Annotated in this window: 21 protein-coding genes; 14 read left to right on the forward strand and 7 right to left on the reverse strand. The window is 66.9% G+C overall.

Annotated features, from left to right (window positions below):
- Positions 1 to 82 precede the first annotated feature (82 nt).
- A complete protein-coding gene (locus GV161_RS30700; RefSeq protein ID WP_152013044.1) occupies positions 83 to 1,228 on the forward strand; it encodes an alpha-hydroxy acid oxidase in 1,146 nt (381 codons plus the stop codon).
- Between the two features lie 12 nt (positions 1,229 to 1,240).
- Here GV161_RS30700 and GV161_RS30705 read toward each other — a convergent pair whose 3' ends face one another.
- Together GV161_RS30705 and GV161_RS30710 are read right to left on the reverse strand one after the other, a co-directional pair.
- On the reverse strand, positions 1,241 to 2,254 hold the full coding sequence (locus GV161_RS30705) for a DUF2891 domain-containing protein (RefSeq protein WP_152013045.1): 1,014 nt from the start codon (positions 2,252 to 2,254) through the stop codon (positions 1,241 to 1,243).
- Positions 2,251 to 3,174 (reverse strand): hypothetical protein, encoded by a 924-nt coding sequence (locus GV161_RS30710; RefSeq protein ID WP_152013046.1) that lies wholly within the window; start codon positions 3,172 to 3,174, stop codon positions 2,251 to 2,253. The genes GV161_RS30705 and GV161_RS30710 overlap by 4 nt, the downstream gene beginning before the upstream one ends.
- 90 nt (positions 3,175 to 3,264) lie before the next feature.
- On the opposite strand from GV161_RS30710, the gene GV161_RS30715 reads away from it, so the two are divergent.
- From GV161_RS30715 to GV161_RS30725, 3 genes are all read left to right on the forward strand, one after another.
- Positions 3,265 to 4,170 (forward strand): LysR family transcriptional regulator, encoded by a 906-nt coding sequence (locus GV161_RS30715; RefSeq protein WP_152013047.1) that lies wholly within the window; start codon positions 3,265 to 3,267, stop codon positions 4,168 to 4,170.
- Between the two features lie 88 nt (positions 4,171 to 4,258).
- Positions 4,259 to 4,828, forward strand: a complete 570-nt coding sequence (locus GV161_RS30720) for a TetR/AcrR family transcriptional regulator (RefSeq protein WP_152013048.1) — start codon at positions 4,259 to 4,261, stop codon at positions 4,826 to 4,828.
- Positions 4,829 to 4,908: 80 nt separating this feature from the next.
- Positions 4,909 to 5,790 (forward strand): SDR family NAD(P)-dependent oxidoreductase, encoded by an 882-nt coding sequence (locus GV161_RS30725; RefSeq protein ID WP_152013049.1) that lies wholly within the window; start codon positions 4,909 to 4,911, stop codon positions 5,788 to 5,790.
- A 259-nt stretch (positions 5,791 to 6,049) separates the two neighbouring features.
- Here GV161_RS30725 and ettA read toward each other — a convergent pair whose 3' ends face one another.
- Positions 6,050 to 7,702, reverse strand: coding sequence for an energy-dependent translational throttle protein EttA (ettA, locus tag GV161_RS30730; protein ID WP_152013050.1), 1,653 nt, complete (start codon positions 7,700 to 7,702; stop codon positions 6,050 to 6,052).
- Positions 7,703 to 7,805: 103 nt separating this feature from the next.
- The gene (locus GV161_RS30735; RefSeq protein WP_152013051.1) at positions 7,806 to 8,696 is read right to left on the reverse strand and encodes a LysR family transcriptional regulator; all 891 of its coding nucleotides are present in this window, start codon (positions 8,694 to 8,696) and stop codon (positions 7,806 to 7,808) included.
- A gap of 144 nt (positions 8,697 to 8,840) precedes the next feature.
- Here GV161_RS30735 and GV161_RS30740 point away from each other — a divergent pair, with 144 nt between their 5' ends.
- From GV161_RS30740 to GV161_RS30770, 7 genes are all read left to right on the forward strand, one after another.
- Entirely contained in the window at positions 8,841 to 9,254 is a 414-nt protein-coding gene (locus tag GV161_RS30740) for a cupin domain-containing protein (protein WP_152013052.1), read from the forward strand.
- Positions 9,255 to 9,461: 207 nt separating this feature from the next.
- Positions 9,462 to 10,271, forward strand: coding sequence for a FadR/GntR family transcriptional regulator (locus tag GV161_RS30745; protein ID WP_152013053.1), 810 nt, complete (start codon positions 9,462 to 9,464; stop codon positions 10,269 to 10,271).
- Positions 10,231 to 10,776 (forward strand): TRAP transporter small permease, encoded by a 546-nt coding sequence (locus GV161_RS30750; RefSeq protein WP_152013054.1) that lies wholly within the window; start codon positions 10,231 to 10,233, stop codon positions 10,774 to 10,776. The genes GV161_RS30745 and GV161_RS30750 overlap by 41 nt, the downstream gene beginning before the upstream one ends.
- On the forward strand, positions 10,773 to 12,056 hold the full coding sequence (locus tag GV161_RS30755) for a TRAP transporter large permease subunit (protein WP_152013055.1): 1,284 nt from the start codon (positions 10,773 to 10,775) through the stop codon (positions 12,054 to 12,056). Before GV161_RS30750 ends, GV161_RS30755 begins: the two co-directional genes overlap by 4 nt.
- Positions 12,057 to 12,111: 55 nt before the next feature.
- Positions 12,112 to 13,125 (forward strand): TRAP transporter substrate-binding protein, encoded by a 1,014-nt coding sequence (locus GV161_RS30760; protein WP_152013056.1) that lies wholly within the window; start codon positions 12,112 to 12,114, stop codon positions 13,123 to 13,125.
- Positions 13,126 to 13,266: 141 nt separating this feature from the next.
- A complete protein-coding gene (locus tag GV161_RS30765) occupies positions 13,267 to 14,463 on the forward strand; it encodes a mandelate racemase/muconate lactonizing enzyme family protein (protein WP_152013057.1) in 1,197 nt (398 codons plus the stop codon).
- Positions 14,464 to 14,548: 85 nt separating this feature from the next.
- The gene (locus GV161_RS30770) at positions 14,549 to 15,355 is read left to right on the forward strand and encodes an MBL fold metallo-hydrolase (RefSeq protein ID WP_152013058.1); all 807 of its coding nucleotides are present in this window, start codon (positions 14,549 to 14,551) and stop codon (positions 15,353 to 15,355) included.
- 12 nt (positions 15,356 to 15,367) lie between these two features.
- Here the strand turns inward: GV161_RS30770 and GV161_RS30775 are convergent, their stop codons facing one another.
- Entirely contained in the window at positions 15,368 to 16,108 is a 741-nt protein-coding gene (locus GV161_RS30775; RefSeq protein WP_152013059.1) for a 3-oxoacyl-ACP reductase family protein, read from the reverse strand.
- 100 nt (positions 16,109 to 16,208) lie between these two features.
- Here GV161_RS30775 and GV161_RS30780 point away from each other — a divergent pair, with 100 nt between their 5' ends.
- Together GV161_RS30780 and GV161_RS30785 are read left to right on the forward strand one after the other, a co-directional pair.
- On the forward strand, positions 16,209 to 16,817 hold the full coding sequence (locus GV161_RS30780; RefSeq protein WP_152013568.1) for a TetR/AcrR family transcriptional regulator: 609 nt from the start codon (positions 16,209 to 16,211) through the stop codon (positions 16,815 to 16,817).
- 111 nt (positions 16,818 to 16,928) lie between these two features.
- On the forward strand, positions 16,929 to 17,249 hold the full coding sequence (locus GV161_RS30785) for a hypothetical protein (RefSeq protein WP_152013060.1): 321 nt from the start codon (positions 16,929 to 16,931) through the stop codon (positions 17,247 to 17,249).
- Between the two features lie 7 nt (positions 17,250 to 17,256).
- Here the strand turns inward: GV161_RS30785 and GV161_RS30790 are convergent, their stop codons facing one another.
- A complete protein-coding gene (locus GV161_RS30790) occupies positions 17,257 to 18,141 on the reverse strand; it encodes an AraC family transcriptional regulator (RefSeq protein WP_152013061.1) in 885 nt (294 codons plus the stop codon).
- On the opposite strand from GV161_RS30790, the gene GV161_RS30795 reads away from it, so the two are divergent.
- Complete coding sequence (locus tag GV161_RS30795; RefSeq protein ID WP_152013062.1) at positions 18,140 to 18,550, forward strand: DUF2000 family protein; 411 nt, start codon at positions 18,140 to 18,142, stop codon at positions 18,548 to 18,550. The genes GV161_RS30790 and GV161_RS30795 overlap by 2 nt on opposite strands.
- A 233-nt stretch (positions 18,551 to 18,783) precedes the next feature.
- Here the strand turns inward: GV161_RS30795 and GV161_RS30800 are convergent, their stop codons facing one another.
- Positions 18,784 to 19,794, reverse strand: coding sequence for an aldo/keto reductase (locus GV161_RS30800; protein WP_152013063.1), 1,011 nt, complete (start codon positions 19,792 to 19,794; stop codon positions 18,784 to 18,786).
- Positions 19,795 to 19,954: the final 160 nt, after the last annotated feature.

Raw genomic sequence — 19,954 nt, forward strand, 5'->3', positions numbered from 1 at the left:
TCTTCGCGCGCGGCCTCCGCGGTTGCCTCTCGCTTCGTTCCATGCGACCGAGCGAACGGAGAAAACGCGGGATTTGGCGACCATGGCCCAGCTTCTGACCATCGAGGATTTGCGTCTGCTGGCGAAGCGCCGCGTCCCGCGCATGTTCTACGACTATGCCGATTCCGGCGCCTGGACCGAGAGCACCTACCGCGCCAACGAGGCCGATTTCGCCGGGATCAAGCTGCGCCAGCGCGTCGCCGTCGACATGACCAACCGCACGCTGGCCTCCACCATGATCGGCGAGCAGGTCTCGATGCCGGTGGCGCTCGCGCCGACCGGCATCGCCGGCATGCAGCACGCCGATGGCGAGATTCTCGCGGCCCGGGCCGCCGCCCGGGCCGGCGTGCCCTTCACGCTCTCGACCATGAGCGTCTGCTCGATCGAGGACGTCGCCGAGAACACCGACAAGCCATTCTGGTTCCAGCTCTATGTGATGCGCGACCGCGCCTTTATCGAGCGCCTGATCGACCGCGCCAAGGCGGCCGGCTGCTCGGCGCTGATGCTGACGCTCGACCTGCAGATCCTCGGCCAGCGCCACAAGGACATCCGCAACGGCCTCTCCGCTCCGCCGAAGCCGACCATCGCCAACCTGATCAACCTCGTGATGAAGCCGCGCTGGTGCATGGGCATGCTCGGCACCAGGCGGCGCAGCTTCGGCAACATCGTCGGCCACGCCAGCGGCGTCGGCGACATGACCTCGCTCTCCGCCTGGACCGCCGAGCAGTTCGACCCGACGCTGAGCTGGGACGACGTCAAATGGATCAAGGACCGCTGGGGCGGCAAGCTGATCCTGAAGGGCATCCTCGATGCCGAGGATGCCGAACTTGCGGCACAGAGCGGCGCCGATGCGCTGATCGTCTCCAACCATGGCGGGCGCCAGCTCGACGGCGCAGTCTCCTCGATCGCAGCCCTGCCGGGAATCGTCGAGCAGGTCGGCGGACGCATGGAGGTCTGGATGGATGGCGGCATCCGCTCCGGCCAGGACGTGCTGAAGGCGGTGGCGCTCGGCGCCCGCGGCGTGCTGATCGGCCGCCCGTTCCTCTATGGGCTCGGCGCCCTGGGCGAGGAGGGAGTCAAGCTGGCGCTGGAGATCATCCGCAAGGAGATGGACATCACCATGGCCCTCTGCGGCAAGCGCGACATTCAGGATGTCGACGCCAGCATCCTGGTCAAGGGCAAGGCCTGAGGCTTTCGGCGCTCAGGGCTCCTCTTCCAGAGCGAGCACGGCAAAGCTCGCGAGCCAGTGCTCGCCCATATAGTCGCCGGCGATATGGGGAATTCCGGCGGCGAGATGCTCTGTCGCGGCGGTCTCCGCGACCGCCCGGCGGGCATCGCCTTCCGGCAGCGCACCGGCCAGCGCCCGCCAGCACCAGGCGCGGCTGAGGTTCAGCCCGTCGAGATGGGCGATCTTGCCGTCGCTGCGGTCGGTGACAGTGGCGGGCCGGAACAAAGTCGCCGGCTCCCGGCGCCCGAGCTTCGGCAGGAAGCGATCGAACCAGGGCAGGAAAGCCTCCGGCGCCAGCAGGCGGCGCATGCATTCGGCCTCGATCAGGGCCGAGGACTGGAAATCGTCGCCGCTCGGCTCACCCCAGGCCGGGCAATCGACATCGGCACCATACCAGCGCAGGGCCGTGTCGCGCAGCAGCGCCGCGAAATCATCGTCCGCCGTCGCGGTCGCATAATCCGCGGCCATGCGCAGGCCGAAGGCGGTGTTGAAATGCGTCCCGACCCGCACCGGATAGGTCGCGAGCGGCAGGAAATCGCGGAAGCGCTGCGCGAAGACCTCGGCCAGCGGGGCGATAATCTTCGACCAGCGTTTGTCGTCGAGCAGGCTCAGTTCCGCCGCCAGCTTCAGCAGCCAGCCCCAGCCATAGGGGCGCTTGAAGCCGCGCGCGGTCGGAGCTGCCAGATAGGCGCATTCGACCGCGACCTTCTCGGGCGTCAGCTGCGCGTCGAACAGCGCGCGGATCTCGGCAGCCGCCGCGAATCCGGGATAGCGTCGCAGCAGGCGCGCCAGCATCCAGTAGCTGTGGACGCAGGAATGCCAGTCATAGCTTCCGTAGAAGACCGGGTGCAGCTCGCGCGGGGTCAGCGCATCCTCCGGCCCCGCCAGCGTATGATCCGGCTTGTTGGGGTATTCGCGCCCGACATGCCCAAGCGCGATGCGGGCGAAGCGGAGTGCGAGCTCTTCCGTCAGACGGGCGGCGGTCATGATGGCTTCCTTGCTCTGGCGTAGCTGATGATCATGTCGATCAGACGCGGGGTGAGATAGATCGGCAACTGCGTCGCCGCGAAGTACAGCGCCATGCGCGGCGAGGCCGCAGCGCCGAGCGCCGACCAGACCAGCCCGACATTGCGGTTGCCGAGGATGAGGCCGACGGTCAATCGCTCGACGAGCGCGCCGGGGAGCAGAGCGGCCCCCGCACCCTGCAAACCGAGATTGCAGGCGAAGGCGAGCGCGAGGCAAAGCAGCGCGCCTTGCCAGTCCGCCTCGATCTGCCCGCGCACGCCCGCCATGGTGGCGATCACGAAGACGAGCAGCGCCACGACCACGATCCTGTCGATCGCTTCACCATGGCTGCGCAGTTGCACTCCAGCAAAGCGCCGCAGCAGCAGGGCGACGCCCTCGGCACCGCCGACCAGCACGGCCAGGCGCAAGGCGAGATCGAGGGCGCTGAGACCGATCCCGCCGAACCAGCCTGCGAGGAGCGGCACGGTGAGCGGGGCGAGCGCCATGCACAGCAGCGTCACCGCGAGCGGCACCGTGCCGTCGAGCCCCAGCATCCGCGCCACCGCCGCCGTGCCGCTCGATGGCGGCGCCGCGGTTGCCAGCACAAGGGCGAGCGCCAGCTCGGCGCCGACACCGAAGCGGTAAGCAATCAGTCCGATCAGCACCGGGCACGCGACCATGACGGTGACAGGAAGCAGAACGGAGAGCGCCGGGCGGCCAAGCACGGCGATGACGGCCTTTCCGTCGGTCCGCAGCAGCGTGCCGAGCACGATGATGAAGATCGTCACCGGCATCGACGGCCGGACCAGCTCCGCCAGCGCCGGAAAGGCCAGCCCGACCAGGACGCCGAGCGCCAGGATCGTTGGTCCGCGCGGGATGAGGCGCGACAGGGATGCTCGCATGCGCCTCGTCCGGCCGTTTCAAGCACGCCTCTTTCAGCAGCCCGCACATCATTGTGGAAATCGATTTTTACTATCGGTACTATTGCTCAGATGAATTTAGCTGCCGTCGACCTCAACCTGCTCACCGCCTTCGAAGCGCTGCTGGAGGAGCGCAACGTCACCCGCGCCGGCCAACGCATCGGCCTGGCGCAGCCCTCGATGAGCAGCGCGCTGACACGCCTGCGCGCTCTGTTCGGCGACGAGCTCTTCATTCGCACCGCCGCGGGCATGCAGCCGACCGCAAGGGCGCTGGCGCTGGCCCGGCCGATCGGCGAGGCGCTCGCCCAGATCAGGGCAACGCTCGCGCCGGACACCGACTTCGACCCGGCGACCGCGCGCCGCCGCCTGACCATCGCCGTGACCGATTATGGCGACCTCGTCGTCGTGCCGGCGCTGGTCGCCCTGCTGCGTCAGGAAGCGCCCGGCATCGACCTCATCGTCAGGCCGATCGCTGATGCCGCCGCCAGCCTCGCCGCCCTCGAACGCGGCGATGTCGACTCGCTCGTCGGCGGTCACCTTCCAGACTCCCCGCGCATCGTCCGGCGCGAGTTGTTCGAGGAAGACTTCGTCTGCATCCGCGACAAGAAGCACGCCGCGCCGCTCACAGCCAGCGACTATCTCCGGCTGCCGCATGCGCTGTTCTCCGCCGGCGGGGGCGACGGGTCGCCTGGCATCGTCGACGCCATCCTCGCCCTGGAGGGCCGCAAGCGCCGCGTCGCGGTCACGCTCGCCCATGTCATCGCCGTGCCCTTCGCCGTCGCCGGCACCGACCTCGTCGCGACCATGGCGCGGCGTGTCGCCGGGCGCTTCGCCGAGATCGCCGGCGTCAGGCTCATGCCCCTGCCCTATGACGCCCCGCCCTTCGCCATCGACCTGCTGCACAGCCGCCGCGCCGCGACCGACCCGGCGCTGGCCTGGTTCCTGGCCGCGATCGAGCGGGTCGGGCGCTCGCTCTGAAAAAACGAGCGGGGACAGCCCTTGACTCTCGCGGTCCTCACATCCAAATAAATGAGCAATCACTCACTCATTCAGATTTGACCCGTTCATGGCCCGTCCCCTCAGCGAAGCGAAGCGCGAAGCGATCCTGGCCGCTGCCTGCAAGCTGGTGGCCGAGCACGGCACTGGCGCGCCGACCGCGAAGATCGCGAAGGAGGCCAGGCTCGCCGAAGGTACGCTCTTCACCTATTTCGCCAACAAGGACGAATTGCTCAACCAGCTCTATCTTGAGCTGAAGACCGATTTCGCCAGGCTCACCGTGCCCTCCTATCCGAGCAATGGCAGCGTGCGCGACCGGTTCGAGCACTTCTGGAACGGTTTCATCGACTGGGGCGCGAAGCATCCCGCCAAGCGCAAGGCGCTGCGCCAGCTCGCGGTCTCCGGCCGGATCACCCAGGAGACCCGCGACAAATCCGCCATCGCCTTCGCCGAGATCAGCGCCATGTTCGAACAGGGGCACCGCGACGGCGTGCTCAAGGACCAGCCGCAGAGCTTCATCGGCGCGGTTCTCGACGCCATCGGCACCATGACGCTCGACCTCATCGCGCAGGAGCCGAACCGGCACGAGCACTACCGGCGGACCGGCTTTTCGGTGTTCTGGGACGGCATTTCCGCCTGAAGGCCAACGACCATCCAGCGCGGCCTTTTGGCCTCGCTAGAATGAGCAAGCACTCACTCACAGCCTCGAAAGGACATCTCATGACCAAGACCTGGCTGCTCACCGGCGCCGCCCGCGGCCTCGGCCGCTCGATCGCTGAAGCCGCCCTCGCCGCCGGCGACAACGTCGTCGCAACCGCACGCGATCCCCACCGCCTCGCCGATCTCGAGGCCCGATATCCCGACACGTTGCTCTCCTTCGCGCTCGACGTCACCGACATGGCGGCCGCGCAGGTGGCCGTGACCGTGACGGTCGACACCTTCGGCCGGCTCGATGTGCTCGTGAACAATGCCGGCTATGGCCATGCCGTCGCCTTCGAGCAGACCAGCGAGGACAGCTTCCGCGCCCAGATCGAGACCAATTTCTACGGCGTGGTGAACCTCACCCGCGCCGCGCTGCCGGTGCTGCGGGGCCAGCGCGCCGGCCATATCATCAACATCTCCTCGGTCGGCGGGCGCACCGGCACGCCCGGCCTCAGCGCCTACCAGTCGGCGAAATGGGCGGTCGGCGGCTTCACCGAGGTGATCGCCAAGGAGGTTGCGCCGTTCGGCGTCAAAATCGTCTCGGTCGAACCCGGCGGCATGCGCACCGGCTGGGGCGAGATCGCCCGCGGAAATGCTCCGGCGGTGATGCCGGACTACCAGCCCAGCGTCGGTGCCGTGCTCGACCTGCTCAAGGCCTATGTCGGCAACGAGATCGGCGATCCCGAGCGGATCGCCGGGATCGTGCTCGACCTCAGCCGGCGCGAAAGCCTGCCGGCCCATCTCGTCCTCGGCAGCGACGCCCTCTTCGTCCTCGCCCAGGCGGAGGCGCAGCGGCAGAAGGAGTCGGCTGAATGGGCGGAGGTCAGCCGGTCGTCGGACTTCGTGGGGACTGATCTTGTCGCGGTGCAGAAGCTGCTTGGTGGGGAAGCCAGGGCTTGAGCAGGACGCGGCCAGCCCTGCTTCGCTGTGGTGCGCTGGCTTGCCCTGGAACTACTGGTCACCCCGGACAAGCCGCGCAGCGGCGCCGATCCGGGATCCATGCCGGAGCGCTTCCGGCAAAGGTTCAGGCATGGATCCCGGCTCTACGCTTCGCTCCGGCCGGGATGACATGCGCTTCTGGCAAGACGCAGTAGGTTCCAATAAAAAACCCGCGCCCCGTTTCCGGAGCGCGGGCCTTTTTGAATCCTGCGCCAGCAACTTAGCGCGTGAACTTCTTGTACTGGATGCGCTTCGGGATGGTGCTGTCGATCCCGAGCCGGCGCTGTTTGTCTTCCTCGTAATCCTGGAAGTTGCCCTCGAACCACTCGACATGGCTGTCGCCCTCGAAGGCGAGGATGTGGGTCGCGATGCGGTCGAGGAACCAACGATCGTGGCTGATGATCACGGCGCAGCCGGCATAGTCCTCAAGTGCCTCTTCGAGCGCGCGCAGCGTATCGACGTCGAGATCGTTGGTCGGCTCGTCGAGCAGGAGGACATTGGCACCGGACTTCAGCATCTTGGCGAGGTGGACGCGGTTGCGCTCACCACCCGAGAGCGAGCCGACCTTCTTCTGCTGGTCGCCGCCCTTGAAGTTGAAGGCCGAGCAATAAGCCCTTGAATTAATTTCTTTCTTACCGAGATAGATGATGTCGTTGCCGCCCGAGATCTCCTCCCAGACATTCTTCTTGTCGTCGAGCGAGTCGCGGCTCTGATCGACATAGCCAAGCTGGACGCTCTCGCCGATCTTGATCGTGCCGGCATCGGGCTTCTCGACCCCGGTAATCATCTTGAACAGCGTGGTCTTGCCGGCGCCGTTGGGGCCGATCACGCCGACGATGCCGCCCGGCGGCAGCTTGAAGGTGAGCCCGTCGATCAGCAGCTTGTCCTGGAAGCCCTTCGACAGGTCCTCGAAATCGACGACGTTGTTGCCGAGCCGCTCGGCGATCGGGATGATGATCTGGGCGGTGTCCGGTCCCTTGTTCGAGGCCTTCTGGACCAGCTCGTCATAGCGCTGGATGCGGGCCTTGCTCTTGGCCTGGCGCGCCTTCGGCGAGGCCGAGATCCACTCCTGCTCGCGCTCCAGGGTCTTCTGGCGCGAGACGTCTTCGCGGCCTTCCTGGGCGAGGCGCTTCTGCTTCTGCACCGACCAGGCCGAGTAGTTGCCCTCGTACGGAATGCCCTGGCCGCGATCGAGCTCGAGGATCCAGCTGGTGACGTTGTCGAGGAAGTAGCGATCGTGGGTGACGATCAGGATCGCGCCCGGATAGGTTCGCAGGTGCCCTTCGAGCCAGGCGGTGGTCTCGGCGTCCAAATGGTTGGTCGGCTCGTCGAGCAGCAGCAGCTCCGGCTGCTCCAGCAGCAGCTTGCAGAGCGCAACGCGGCGGCGCTCGCCGCCGGAGAGCTTGCCGACCTCCCAGTCGTCCGGCGGGCAGCGCAGCGCGTCCATCGCCTGGTCGACCTTGGAATCGAGATCCCACAGGCCCTTGGCCTCGATCTCGTCCTGGAGATTGGTCATCTCGTCGGCGGTCTCGTCCGAATAGTTCATGGCGAGCTCGTTGTAGCGGTCGAGGATCGCCTTCTGCGGGCCGACGCCGAGCATGACGTTCTCGCGGACGGTGAGAGTCTCGTCGAGCTTCGGCTCCTGCGGCAGGTAGCCAACGCGCGCGCCCTCGGCGACCCAGGCCTCGCCGGTCCACTCCTTGTCGAAGCCGGCCATGATCTTCAGCAGGGTCGACTTGCCGGCGCCGTTGACGCCAAGCACGCCGATCTTGGCGTCCGGATAGAAGCTGAGGTGGATGTCTTTCAGGACCTGCTTGCCGCCCGGATAGGTCTTCGACAGGCCGCGCATATGGTAGATGAACTGACGAGACATGGGGCGTGCGGGCTCCGCTTCGGACTGGGGCGCTGAGGCTTTCGGGAAATGTGCCGCGTATGTAGCGACCGGCCGCCCTGCCCGCAACCATCATGGCCGCATGCTAGCCGGTGAAGATCGGTTTCAGCGCGGCCTTGTTCTCGACGATGAAGTCGAAGAAGGCAGCGATGCGCGGCGTATGCCTCAGATCGGGATGGACCAGGATGCGCCAGCTCCGGGTGAGTTCCGGGATCGGGCCGAAAATCCGCACCAGCCCGTCATCGGCATCGCCAAGCGCCGTCGGCAACGGACCAATTCCGACGCCGGACCGGACCGCCGAGACCAGGCCGAGCACGCTGTTGTTGCGCACCGCGAAATGCGCTCCCGGCGCGACATCGGCGAGCCAGGTCAACATGCGGTGCGAAGCGAGCGCGCTCTCCAGCCCGACCAGAGCATGCCGACCGAGATCGCCCAGCGTCGCCGGCCGGCCATGGCGTTCGAGATAGTCGGGGCTGGCATAGATCGCCCAGAGCGACTCGGCGATCTTGCGCCCGACCAGCTCGTCATCCGTATCGCCGGAACGGAAGGCGATATCCGCCTCGCCCAGCGAGAGATCGAGATAGCGGTCGCTGGTCACGAACTCGACACGCAGCCTCGGATAGCGCGCCTGGAAGGCGTCGAGCAGCCCCGAGCCGACGATGCGCGGCACCAGCGGCTCCGGGCAGGTCACGCGGACGACGCCGTCGAGATCGCGGGCGGTGTCGTCAAGATGCTGCTGCAGCTCGGCGACGGCACGCCCTACCTTCTGCGCCATCGGCAGCAGGCTCAGCCCATCCTCCGTCAGGCGATAGCCGGCGGGGTGCCGCACCACCAGGGCACGACCGATGCGCCGTTCGAGCTCCGCCAATCGCCGCTGCACGGTGGATTGGCTGAGGCCGAGCGATTTTGCCGCCGCGATCATGCTGTGGTGCTCGGCGACGGCCAGGAAAGGCTTGAGGTCGTCCCAGTCGAACATGTCCCCGCCTCGCTTCGGGCGCTGCCTTGGAGACGCAATCCTGCGACCCCCCTCCCGGAAATCGCGGCTCCCGCGGGTCCCGGCCAGGACCTACCCTCACGGAATGCCGGCAGGATACCAGCCCCGAAACGGAAGGAAAATGCGATGCGCCCGTCGCTCTATCCGTCAGCCCTCGTCGTCGCGAGCCTCGCCCTTGGACCCAGCGCCAGTGCTCATGACGCGGCCCTGACCAAGCCCAATCTCCTGCTGCGCCAGCTGGTCGACGCGATGCCGCGCGATGCCTCGCAGGAGATCCGCGTCATGAGCGCGACCTTCCAGCCCGGCAGCAGGACGGTCAGGCACAGCCATCGCTTTCCCGTGACGGTCTATGTCCTCGAAGGCACGTTCACGCTCGAGCTGAAGGGGCAGCCGCCCTTGGTGGTCAAGGCTGGCGAGGCCTATGTCGAACCGCCGGGCGTCGAGATGACCGGCTACAATCGCAGCGCCACCGAACTGACCAAGGTGGTGATCTTCTATGTGAGCAGCCGCGACACGCCATTCCTCGACCAGACCGAGTAAGCCCGCTCCCCCGTTCACCTGCGCGGCAGGCGCGCCTTGTTCCCGGCCCTGCCCTTGCCCAAGGCACTGGCGTAGAACGCCGCGGGGAGCTGCTCAGGCATCCGTCCTCGATCGCCATCTCCAAGACTGAGCGCAAGCTGTGGATACCCACAGCCGGCGGCACCTTCGCTCACTTGCGATTCAATCATATGATGATATGATCTATCTATGGCTCGGCCTTCGAACTTCCATGCGCATCTCGTCGACCGGCTCGGCCGGGAGATCGTCTCCGGGCAGATCGGGCTCGGTGGCACGCTGCCGCGCGAGGATGAGCTTTGCGCGCATTTCGGCGTCAGCCGCACCGTCATCCGCGAGGCGACCAAGACGCTGCAGGCGCTCGGGCTGATCGTCACCGGGCCGCGTGTCGGCTCGCGCATCCAGCCGGTCTCGGCCTGGCGGCTGCTCGACCCGCAGGTGATGGGCTGGATGACCGATGCCGACATGGCGAGCGGCTTCCAGCGCGACTTGCTCGAACTGCGCGGCATGATCGAGCCGACCGCCGCCGGCCTCGCCGCCGAGCGCGGCACCGACGAGCAGATCGCCGAGATCAGCGCGGCCATGGCGGCGATGACGGCAGCGGGCGACAAGCCCGGCCACCAGACCGCCGACTATCGCTTCCACGAGGCGATCCTGGAGGCCTCCGGCAACCTGCTGCTGATCCAGCTGAGGCCGATCCTGCAGGCCGTGCTGAAGGCCTCGTTCGGTCTCTCCATGCACGATCTTGAGCGCGCCCGGGCCTCGCTCGCGATCCACCGTGTCGTCACCGACGCCATCGTCGCCCGCGATCCGGAGGCTGCGCGCAGGACCATGGCGGAACTGATCGCGGTCGCCCGCGCCGACATGGAAAACGCCGCCCGCACCAAGAGCGAGATGCCCAAACCCGAGGCGACACAGAGCGTCCGGACATCGACAACAACAGACCAACAGGAAACGTCCAATGCTGCGTCACGCCGAAAGGTGGGTCTTACGCGCGCTTGAGTTCAGCCTCGTCGCCCTGCTCGCCGGCATGGTGGTGATGGTGTTCGGCAATGTCGTGCTGCGCTATCTGTTCAACTCCGGCATCGACGTGTCGGAAGAGTTGTCGCGCTATTTCTTCGTCTGGCTGACCTTCATCGGCGCCGTCGTGGTGATGCGCGAGAACGGCCATCTCGGCGTCGACAGCCTGGTCGGCGCGCTCGGCGACAAGGGCCGGCGCGTCTGCATGATCACCAGCGACGCGATCGTCTTCATCTGCTGCCTGATGCTGCTCGAAGGCACCTGGAAGCAGCAGGCGATCAATGAGAGCGCCGTCGCCCCGGTCACCGGCATCAGCATGGCCTATGTCTATGGCGTGCTCTATTTCGCCGGCGCCGGCATCGCCCTGATCACGCTCGGCCGTTTGTTCCGGGCCCTGACCGGCAGGCTCGGCCCCTATGAGCTCGCCGAATTCGCCGGCGACTACAGCGCCAGCCCCTCGCATAATCTGAAGGGGCATCTGGAATGACCGTCGCCGTCTTCCTCGTCTCGCTCTGCGGAGCGATGGCGCTCGGCATGCCGATCGCCTTTTCGCTGATCGTCTGCGCCGTCGCGCTGATGTTCTGGCTCGGCGTCTACGATACCCAGATCATCGCGCAGAACATGATCATCGGCGCGGATTCCTTCCAGCTCCTCGCTATCCCCTTCTTCCTGCTCGCCGGCGAATTGATGAATGCCGGCGGCCTCTCGAAGCGCATCGTCAACTTCGCGCTCTCGCTGGTCGGCCATCTCCATGGCGGCCTCGGCTATGTCGCGATCTTCGCAGCGATCATCATGGCCTCGCTCTCCGGCTCGGCCGCCGCCGATACCGCAGCGCTGGCCTCGATCCTGCTGCCGATGATGCGCAGCGCCGGCTACGATGTCGGCCGCTCGGCCGGCCTGATCGCGTCCGGCGGCATCATCGCGCCGATCATTCCGCCCTCGATCGGCTTCATCGTCTTCGGCGTCGCCGCCAACCTGTCGATCACCCGGCTCTTCCTCGCCGGCGTCTTCCCCGGCCTGCTGATCGGCCTCTCGCTGGTCATCGCCTGGTGGATCGTCTCCCGCCGCGACAAGATCACGGTGCTGCCGCGCAAGACCGGTGCCGAGCGCCTGAAAGCGACCTGGGACGGTTCGCTGGCCCTGCTGATGCCGATCGCGATCCTGGGCGGCATCCGCTTCGGCATCGTCACGCCGACCGAGGCGGCCGTGGTCGCCACCGTCTATGCGCTGATCGTCGGCATGTTCGTCTACCGCGAGCTGAAGCCGAGCGACCTCTACCGGGTGACGCTGCTGGCGGCGAAAACCACCAGCGCCGTGATGCTGCTCGTCGCCGCGGCCGTAGTCTCGGCCTGGCTGATCACACAGGCCAATATCCCGGCCGAGCTGTCGTCGTTGCTCGAACCCTTCATGGGCAACAAGACCGTGCTGATGATCATCATCATGTTGCTTGTCATGGTGGTCGGCACCGCGCTCGACTTCACCCCGACCGTGCTGATCCTGACGCCGGTGCTGATGCCGATCGTCAAGCAGGCCGGGATCGACCCGATCTATTTCGGCGTCCTCTTCATCATCAACAACGCCATCGGCCTGATCACGCCGCCGGTCGGCATCGTGCTCAACGTCGTCTGCGGCGTCGCCCGCGTGCCGATGAGCGCGGTGATGCGTGGCGTCTGGCCGTTCTTCATCGCCCAGTCGCTCGCGATGTTCCTGCTCGTGCTGTTCCCGCAGCTCGTGATGGTGCCGCTCGCCTGGCTGAGCGGCCGCTGAGACAAAGCCTGCCTGTCGAATATCCAACCAAGAAACCAGTACCAGGGAGTAGATCATGACCAGGACAGCCCGCCTCCTCTCGCTCGTCGCCGGTGTCGCGCTCGCGGCCTTCGCCGGCACCGCCCAGGCCCAGATCAAGGAGCGCAATATCCGCGTCTCCAACGGCATCAACGAGGATCACCCTGTCGGCAACGGCGTCGCCAAGATGAAGGCCTGCATGGCCGAGAAGTCCGGCGGCAAGCTCAAGCTCCAGGCCTTCTGGGGCGGCGCGCTCGGCGGCGACCTGCAGGCGACGCAGGCGCTGCGCGCCGGCACCCAGGAGATGGTGATCACCTCTTCGTCGCCGCTGGTCGGCATCATGCCCGAGCTCGGCGTCTTCGACTTGCCCTTCCTGTTCACCGACGAGAAGGAGGCCGATGCGGTGCTCGATGGCGCCTTCGGAAAGTACATCGCCGACAAGCTGCCGGGCTTCGGCGTGGTCAACCTGGCCTATTGGGAGAACGGCTTCCGCAATCTCACCAATTCGAAGCGCGCCGTGACCAAGGCCGAGGAGATGACCGGCCTCAAGGTCCGCGTCATGCAGAACAACATCTTCCTCGACAGCTTCAAGACCATGGGCGCCAATGCGACGCCTATGGCCTTCGGCGAGGTCTTCGCCGCGCTGGAGACCCATGCGATCGACGGCCAGGAGAACCCGCTCGTCACCATCGACACCTCGAAGCTCTATGAGGTGCAGAAGTACCTGACGCTGACCCGGCACGCCTACACGCCGTTCCTGATGCTCTATTCGAAGAAGCTCTGGGACCAGCTCTCGGCCGAGGAGCAGAAGGTGCTGAGCGACTGCGCCGTCGTCGGCCGCGACGAGGAGCGCAAGGTCTCGCGCGAGCTCAACGACAAGTCCCTCGTCAATCTCAAGGCCAAGGGCATGCAGGTCAGTGAGGTCAGCGCCGAGGAGCTCGCCAAGATGCGCGACAGCACCCAGGCCGTCTATCAGCGCCATCAGGCGACGATCGGCAAGGACACGATCGAGCGCATCCAGGCCGACCTCGCCAAGCTCCGCGGGAAGTAAGCCAGCCTTCCGACACCGTCATGGTCGGGCTTGACCCGACCATCTCGGAAACCAGGCCCTCTGGTCATGAGATTCTCGGGTCAACCCCGAGAATGACGCCTGCCGAGGCCGCCCCTCTCCCCACCAATCCCCGGACCACCGATGAAGATCACCGCCCTCGAAACCATCCGCCTCGCCGAGTTCGGCAACCTCGTCTGGGTGCGCCTGCACACCGATGACGGGCTCGTCGGCCTCGGCGAGACCTTTATGGGCGCGGCCGCGGTCGAGGCCTATCTGCACGAGAGCGTCGCGCCCAAGCTGATCGGCCAGGACCCGCTGCAGATCGAGGCCCGCAACGCCAGCCTGAACAACTATCTCGGCTGGCGCGGCTCAGGCGTCGAGACGCGCGGCAACTCCGCGGTCGACCTCGCCCTCTGGGACATCTACGGCAAGGCGATCGGCCAGCCGGTCTCGATCGCGCTCGGCGGCCGGACCCGCGACACCATCCGCACCTACAACACCTGCGCGGGCTACAAATACATCCGTGATGCCCGCGCCCAGAAGGTCGCGAACTGGCATGTCGGCGAGCAGGGCGGCCCCTATGAGGACCTCGAAGGCTTCCTCTACCGGGCCGACGAATTAGCGCATTCCCTGCTGGAGCAGGGCATCACCGGCATGAAGATCTGGCCGTTCGACATCGCCGCCGAGCGCACTTCCGGCTGGGACATCAGCCCGCAGGAGCTGAACACGGCGCTGGAGCCCTTCCGCAAGATCAGGAAGGCGGTCGGCGACAAGATGGACATCATGGTCGAGTTCCACTCGCTGTGGAGCCTGCCCATGGCCAAGAAGCTGGCCGAGCGGCTCGCCGAATTCGACACCTACTGGCACGAGGACCCGTTCCGCCTCGACAACGTCCAGGACCTCGGCGAATACGCCCGCCATTCCAAGGCCTGGGTCTGCGCCTCCGAGACGCTGGCCTACACCCACTCCTTCCGCGACTATCTCGAGACCAAGGCGGCCGGCGTCGTCATGCTCGATCTGTCCTGGTGCGGCGGCCTCTCGGAAGCGCGCAAGATCGCCGGCATGGCCGAGGCCTGGCACACCCCGGTCGCGCCGCATGACTGCACCGGCCCGGTGGTCTACGCGGCGTCCTGTCATTTCTCGCTGCACGCCCGCAACGCGCTGATCCAGGAATCGGTGCGCGCCTTCTACACCGGCTGGTACACCGAGCTCGTCACCGAGCTGCCGGTAACGAAGGACGGCATGATCACCGTCTCGGAAGCGCCGGGCCTCGGCCTCGAACTGCTGCCGGGGCTGGAGAAGCGCGCCGACGCGATCGTGCGGGTCAGCAAGGCCTGACGCTTCACAAACCCGCCAGCCGGCTTTTCGTGGTCCGGCTTTTGCGGGAAGCTCCTCACGGCACTGAGATCGTGGGGAGCCCGCTATGACGGTTGCGACGATGCTTTGGCGACTAGGGATCGCCGCCATCCTCGCGGCCGGGCTCGCCGCCCCTGCCCTCGCCCAGGCCAACGAGCCTGGCTGCCGGCCGGAAATGGCGAGCTATCGCCTGCCGATCCAGCGCGTGAACCTAGCCAAGGACGAGGTGAAGCTGACCTTCATCGGCCACGCGACCTTCCTGATCGAGACGCCCGGCGGGGTGAAGGCGGCGACCGACTACAACGACTATGTCCGCCCGCCGGTGACGCCCGACATCGCGACGATGAACAAGGCGCATTCGACGCATTATTCGCGCGCGCCCGATCCCGCCATCAAGCAGGTGCTGCCGGGTTGGGATCCGTCCGGCAAGGGCGCCGCCCATCACGACGTCACCCTAGGCGACATGCGCGTGCGCAATGTCCCGACCAATATCCGCACCTATGGCGGCGACACCGACTATGACGGCAACTCGATGTTCGTCTTCGAGATCGGCGAGCTCTGCATCGCCCATCTCGGCCATCTCCATCACCCGCTCGAGCCCGGGCACTTGCGCGCGCTCGGCCGGGTCGACATCGTGCTCTTCCCGGTCGACGGCAGTTATACGCTCGACCAGGAAGGCATGCTGGAGGTGCTGAAAGCCGTGCAGGCCAGGGTGATGATCCCCATGCACTTCTTTGGTGGCGGCACCCTCAACCGCTTCCTCGCCCGATCGCAGGACCTCTGGCCAGTCGAGCGGCGCGAGCGGCCAGAGATCGTGCTGTCGAAGGCGAGCTTGCCGGCCAAGCCGACGATCATCGTGCTGCCTGGGCACTGAGAGCGATGGCGCTCAGGTATTCACCCCGCCATCGATGGCGATGCCGGTGCCGGTGATGAACCGCCCCTCCTCGCTCGCGAGATAGGCGATCAGGCCGGCGATATCCTCGGCCTTGCCATAGCGCGGGATCGCCATCTTGGCGCGCTGGTCTTCCGCATGCTCGCCATCGGCCGGGTTCATGTCGGTATCGGTCGAGCCGGGATGGACGACGTTGACGGTGATGCCGCGCGCGCCGAGATCGCGGGCAAGCCCCTTGGTGAAACCGATCAGCGCGGCCTTGCTCATCGCATAGAGCGCGATCCCCGGATCCGTCACGCGTTCGGCGAGGCAGGAGCCGGTGGTGATGATCCGCCCGCCATCTGGCAAATGCTTGGCAGCCGCCTGCGAGGCGACGATCACGGCGCGGACATTGACCGCGATGACCTTGTCGATCTCGTCGAGAGCCCAGCTTCCGACCTCGCCATAATGCCAGATGCCGGCATTGTTCACGAGGATGTCGAGCCCGCCGAGCTCAGCCACCGCCTTGTCGACTGCCGCGGTCAGCGCCGCCGGGTCGGCACTATCGGCCTGCAGTACGACGGCCTTGCGGCCGAGCGCCCGGATCTGGTCCGCCACAGCCTCGGCCTTGTCGCGGGCGCGCTCGTAGGTCAGTGCCACATCCGCCCCGTCCTGCGCCAGCCGGAATGCCGTCGCCGCGCCGATGCCGCGGCTGCCTCCGGTCACGAGGGCCGTCTTGCCTGCCAGTTTCGTCATGGATCACCATATCTGTAATAATTGATACAAATATCGATGCCTCGCTTGCCTCAACGCGTCAAGTAATTTATTTATCGAACGATACAGAAAGGTGACGACCATGGCCGAACGAGGCCGCCCACGCGCCTTCGACCGGGCTGCGGCCTTGCAGAAGGCCATGCTCCTGTTCTGGGAGAAGGGCTTCCAGGGCGCCTCGATGAGCGAGCTCACCGGAGCGATGGGCATCAATGCGCCCAGCCTCTACGCCTGCTTCGGCAGCAAGGAGGCGCTCTATCGCGAGGCGATGGCGCTCTACGAGTCAGGCGACGGCGCCGAGCTCGCGGCTGCGATCGCCGCTGCGCCCACGGTGCGCGAGGCGATCGAAATCTATCTGATGCGCTCCGCCGCGCTGTTCAGTCGCCCGGACAAGCCGGCGGGCTGCATGGTCGTGCTCTCGGTGGTGCACGCCGCCGGCACCAGCGCGGAAGCAGGCCGGGCTCTGCGCGACGCCCGCACCGAGATGCAGGGCGTGCTGGAAACGCGCCTGCGCGGCGCGATCGCCCGCGGCGAACTGCAGGCGGGCGATCCGGCCGCCATCGCCGCCTTCTACTGCACGGTGCAGCAGGGCATGTCTGTCCGCGCCCGCGACGGCGCCAGCCGCGCCGAGCTCGAGGCGGTGGCCCAAGGCGCCATGGCGGCCTGGCCCGGCCTGACCGGAGCACGGGCCTGATATCGCAGCAGCCCGCGACATCCGCTTAACCCCTTGCTCAGCCTGATCCCAGGCTTCGCTGGGCAGGACAGGTACGCTCAGGCACGCTCAGGCCGCGCAATGGAGCCTGGCATGATCCGTCTTCTCGCTGTCGCCACTCTCGCCCTGGCCCTGCTGCCGGCGAGCGCCGAAGCCGCCAAGTTCCGCTTCGGCGGCCGTTCACACGCCACGCCGACGAGCCAGGGCCACCGTGATAGCTCCCATGTCGTGGCGACGCCATCCCTGCGCAGCCGTCAGGGGGAGAGCGCAGCGCCGAACCAGCCGCTCCACATCGCAGCACCAACCACCATCGCTGCAGCCGACGCGGCTGACCTGCGGGGCACGCGGCCGGCGGAACCGCAGATCTGGTGCCGTTCGCAGACGGTCGTCGGCGGCTTCTGCGTGATGAACTGAGCGCCGCTCAGGCCGCGTCCGGCCTGCTTCCGACCTGCATCGCCCGCCAGCGCCCGGGAGATTGCCCATAGGCCTTGCGGAAATGCCGGGTCATATGGCTCTGGTCGGCGAAGCCGCTGGCGGCGGCAGCCTCGGCCAGCGCTTCGCCCCGGCGGATCAGCAATCGCGCCCGTTCGAGCCGGCGCATCACCAGGTAATGATGCGGGCTGGTGCCATAGCGGCGGCGGAACTGCCGCGCCAGCGCATAGCGATCGAGCCCGGTGACCGCCTCCAGCTGCGCAGAATCGATCGCTTCGTCACGGCTCTCGCTCAGGAAATCGCGTGCCCGCTCACAGGCCCGCATCGCCGACGTCTCCGCGCTGTTCAGCGCGCAGGACGGGTCGAGCTTGAGCAGCGCCTCAGCCAGCGCCCCGACCGCGGCATCGCGTTCCAGCGGCTCCAGCCCATGCTCGACATCGCCGAGCAGGCCGACGAGCGCGCGCATCGGGCTGCCGTCGCGGCAGACGGCATTGCCGATGAACGGCATCGCGCTGGCCCGCCCGGCGAGCGCCGCCATGATCAGCCCGGGCTCGACATAGGCCATGCGATAGCGAAAGCCGCTCTCGATTCCGGCCCGGCCGTTATGCAATTCATCCGGATGCAGCACGATCAGGTCGCCCGGCGTCGAATCCCGCTGCACGCCGCGATAGTCGAAGCTCTGCACCCCGCTGATCGTGTAACCGATCGCATAGGTGTCGTGCCGGTGCGTGTCATAGGCATGGCCGCTGAAGAACGCCTCGATCCGCTCGAGACCTTCGCCATCCGGCGCCGTGCGGATCCAGTCGCCGGGCGAGGCGAACGCGCACGAACGTTCAAGACCGGCAGGCTGGCCGGGCTCTATCGCTGTGGGCATGCGCTTCGACAACAAGATTGCCATCATCGTCCATGACGAGCTCGCCGCCTGGCAGAAGCTCAATGTCACCGCGTTCCTGTCCGGAGGGTTGGTCGCCGCCGCGCCGGACCTCGGCGGCCAAGCTTACCGCGACGGCTCCGGCAAGGTCTACGGTCCGCTGGTACGCCAGCCGATCCTGATCTTCGCCGCAACCTCCGCCGACCTCACCCGCGTGCTGCGGCGCGCCGGCGAAGCGGGCCTGACGCCCTCGCTCTACACGAGGGAGCTGTTCGCGACCGGTCATGACGAGGCCAACCGCGCTGCAGTTGAAGCTGTCGCCACAGACGCGCTCGACCTAGTCGGGATCGCAATGCATGGCGAGCGCAAGGCGGTCGACAAGGCGATCAAGGGGCTGAAGCTGCATCCATAGGGCGGCGGCAGTCCCCACTCCCCTTGCGGGAGAGGGTTAGGGTGAGGGGTCGCGTGACCTTTCCGTCATGCTCGCCCTTGTGGCGAGCATCCACGTCTTGAACACTACGCTGCCCGGAGGAAGACGTGGATGGTCGGGACAAGCCCGACCATGACGCGGAAAGGTCGCGCGCCCCCTCATCCGGCGCTGCGCGCCACCTTCTCCCGCAAGGGGAGAAGTGAGGAACACCGCCCTCACCCGGTCCGCGCCAGCCGTCCTTCCAGCGGATAGGCCGGATCGCTATAGCCCGGCGTCGAGGGATGGCCCGCAGGCACAAGACTGTCGACCAGCGCCTCGTCTTCGGCGGTGAAGTCGGCCGACAATGCCGAGAGATAGCCCTGCCATTGCTCCATGGTGCGTGGCCCGGCCACCGCCGCGGTCAAGAGCTTGTTGTTCAGCACCCAGCGGACCGCGAACTGCACCGGCGTCAGGCCGCGCGCCGCGGCATGGTCGCGGATCGTGCGAGCGATCACCAGCGATTCCTCGCGCCATTCCGTCTGCATCAGGCGCTTGTCGGCACGGCCGGCGCGCGTGCCTTCCGGGGGCGCCTGGCCGGGCTCGTATTTCGCTGTCAGCACGCCGCGCGCCAGCGGCGAATAGCTGGCGACGCCGAGCCCGTAATAGCCGCAGGCCGGCAGGTGCTCGACCTCCGGCATGCGGTTCATCGCGTTGTAATAGGGCTGGCTGACCACCGGCCGGTCGATGCCGAGCTCGTCGCAGAGCCGGCAGATCTCGGCGACGCGCCAGCCCCGATAGTTCGAGACGCCGAAATAGCGGATCTTGCCGGCCCGCACGAGATCGCCGATCGCCCGGATCGTCTCGGCGAGCGGCGTCCCGTGGTCTTCCTTGTGCAGGTAATAGATGTCGATGAAATCGGTGCCGAGCCGCTTCAGGCTGGCATCGCAGGCCTCCAGCAGCCATTTGCGCGAGAGCCCGCGCTGGTTCGGCCCCTCGCCCATCGCGTTCGCCGCCTTGGTCGCCAGCACCCAGCTTTGGCGATTGCCGGCAATGGCGCGGCCGATGATCTCCTCCGAGCGTCCCTCGGCATAGACGTCGGCGGTGTCGATGAAGTTGATGCCGGCGGCCGCGGCATTGTCGATGATCGCGCGCGCATCGGTTTCCTCGGTCTGCGCGCCGAACATCATCGTGCCCAGGCACAGCGGCGAGACCTTGAGGCCGGCACGGCCGAGTGCGCGGTAGTCCATGACGATCTCTCCTGAGCAGGCTGGCAAACCTGCCGCAGAGCCGGCGCTGGCACCAGCGTTGCCTGGAGCATGGCAGGGTCACGATGGACACGTTCTCGCACTGAGGCGAAGCGGCCTTCCCCTCCCCCCGCTTGCGGTGGGGAGGGCTGGGGTGGGGGGC

It is taken from the genome of Bosea sp. 29B (assembly GCF_902506165.1).
Taxonomy (GTDB): domain Bacteria; phylum Pseudomonadota; class Alphaproteobacteria; order Rhizobiales; family Beijerinckiaceae; genus Allobosea.

Bases quoted from the DNA above. Each gene is read 5' to 3' on its own strand.
- GV161_RS30700 (WP_152013044.1), top strand. From the start codon at position 83: ATGGCCCAGCTTCTGACCATCGAGGATTTGCGTCTGCTGGCGAAGCGC.
- GV161_RS30705 (WP_152013045.1), bottom strand. From the start codon at position 2,254: ATGACCGCCGCCCGTCTGACGGAAGAGCTCGCACTCCGCTTCGCCCGC.
- GV161_RS30710 (WP_152013046.1), bottom strand. From the start codon at position 3,174: ATGCGAGCATCCCTGTCGCGCCTCATCCCGCGCGGACCAACGATCCTG.
- GV161_RS30715 (WP_152013047.1), top strand. From the start codon at position 3,265: ATGAATTTAGCTGCCGTCGACCTCAACCTGCTCACCGCCTTCGAAGCG.
- GV161_RS30720 (WP_152013048.1), top strand. From the start codon at position 4,259: ATGGCCCGTCCCCTCAGCGAAGCGAAGCGCGAAGCGATCCTGGCCGCT.
- GV161_RS30725 (WP_152013049.1), top strand. From the start codon at position 4,909: ATGACCAAGACCTGGCTGCTCACCGGCGCCGCCCGCGGCCTCGGCCGC.
- ettA (WP_152013050.1), bottom strand. From the start codon at position 7,702: ATGTCTCGTCAGTTCATCTACCATATGCGCGGCCTGTCGAAGACCTAT.
- GV161_RS30735 (WP_152013051.1), bottom strand. From the start codon at position 8,696: ATGTTCGACTGGGACGACCTCAAGCCTTTCCTGGCCGTCGCCGAGCAC.
- GV161_RS30740 (WP_152013052.1), top strand. From the start codon at position 8,841: ATGCGCCCGTCGCTCTATCCGTCAGCCCTCGTCGTCGCGAGCCTCGCC.
- GV161_RS30745 (WP_152013053.1), top strand. From the start codon at position 9,462: ATGGCTCGGCCTTCGAACTTCCATGCGCATCTCGTCGACCGGCTCGGC.
- GV161_RS30750 (WP_152013054.1), top strand. From the start codon at position 10,231: ATGCTGCGTCACGCCGAAAGGTGGGTCTTACGCGCGCTTGAGTTCAGC.
- GV161_RS30755 (WP_152013055.1), top strand. From the start codon at position 10,773: ATGACCGTCGCCGTCTTCCTCGTCTCGCTCTGCGGAGCGATGGCGCTC.
- GV161_RS30760 (WP_152013056.1), top strand. From the start codon at position 12,112: ATGACCAGGACAGCCCGCCTCCTCTCGCTCGTCGCCGGTGTCGCGCTC.
- GV161_RS30765 (WP_152013057.1), top strand. From the start codon at position 13,267: ATGAAGATCACCGCCCTCGAAACCATCCGCCTCGCCGAGTTCGGCAAC.
- GV161_RS30770 (WP_152013058.1), top strand. From the start codon at position 14,549: ATGACGGTTGCGACGATGCTTTGGCGACTAGGGATCGCCGCCATCCTC.
- GV161_RS30775 (WP_152013059.1), bottom strand. From the start codon at position 16,108: ATGACGAAACTGGCAGGCAAGACGGCCCTCGTGACCGGAGGCAGCCGC.
- GV161_RS30780 (WP_152013568.1), top strand. From the start codon at position 16,209: ATGGCCGAACGAGGCCGCCCACGCGCCTTCGACCGGGCTGCGGCCTTG.
- GV161_RS30785 (WP_152013060.1), top strand. From the start codon at position 16,929: ATGATCCGTCTTCTCGCTGTCGCCACTCTCGCCCTGGCCCTGCTGCCG.
- GV161_RS30795 (WP_152013062.1), top strand. From the start codon at position 18,140: ATGCGCTTCGACAACAAGATTGCCATCATCGTCCATGACGAGCTCGCC.
- GV161_RS30790 (WP_152013061.1), bottom strand. From the start codon at position 18,141: ATGCCCACAGCGATAGAGCCCGGCCAGCCTGCCGGTCTTGAACGTTCG.
- GV161_RS30800 (WP_152013063.1), bottom strand. From the start codon at position 19,794: ATGGACTACCGCGCACTCGGCCGTGCCGGCCTCAAGGTCTCGCCGCTG.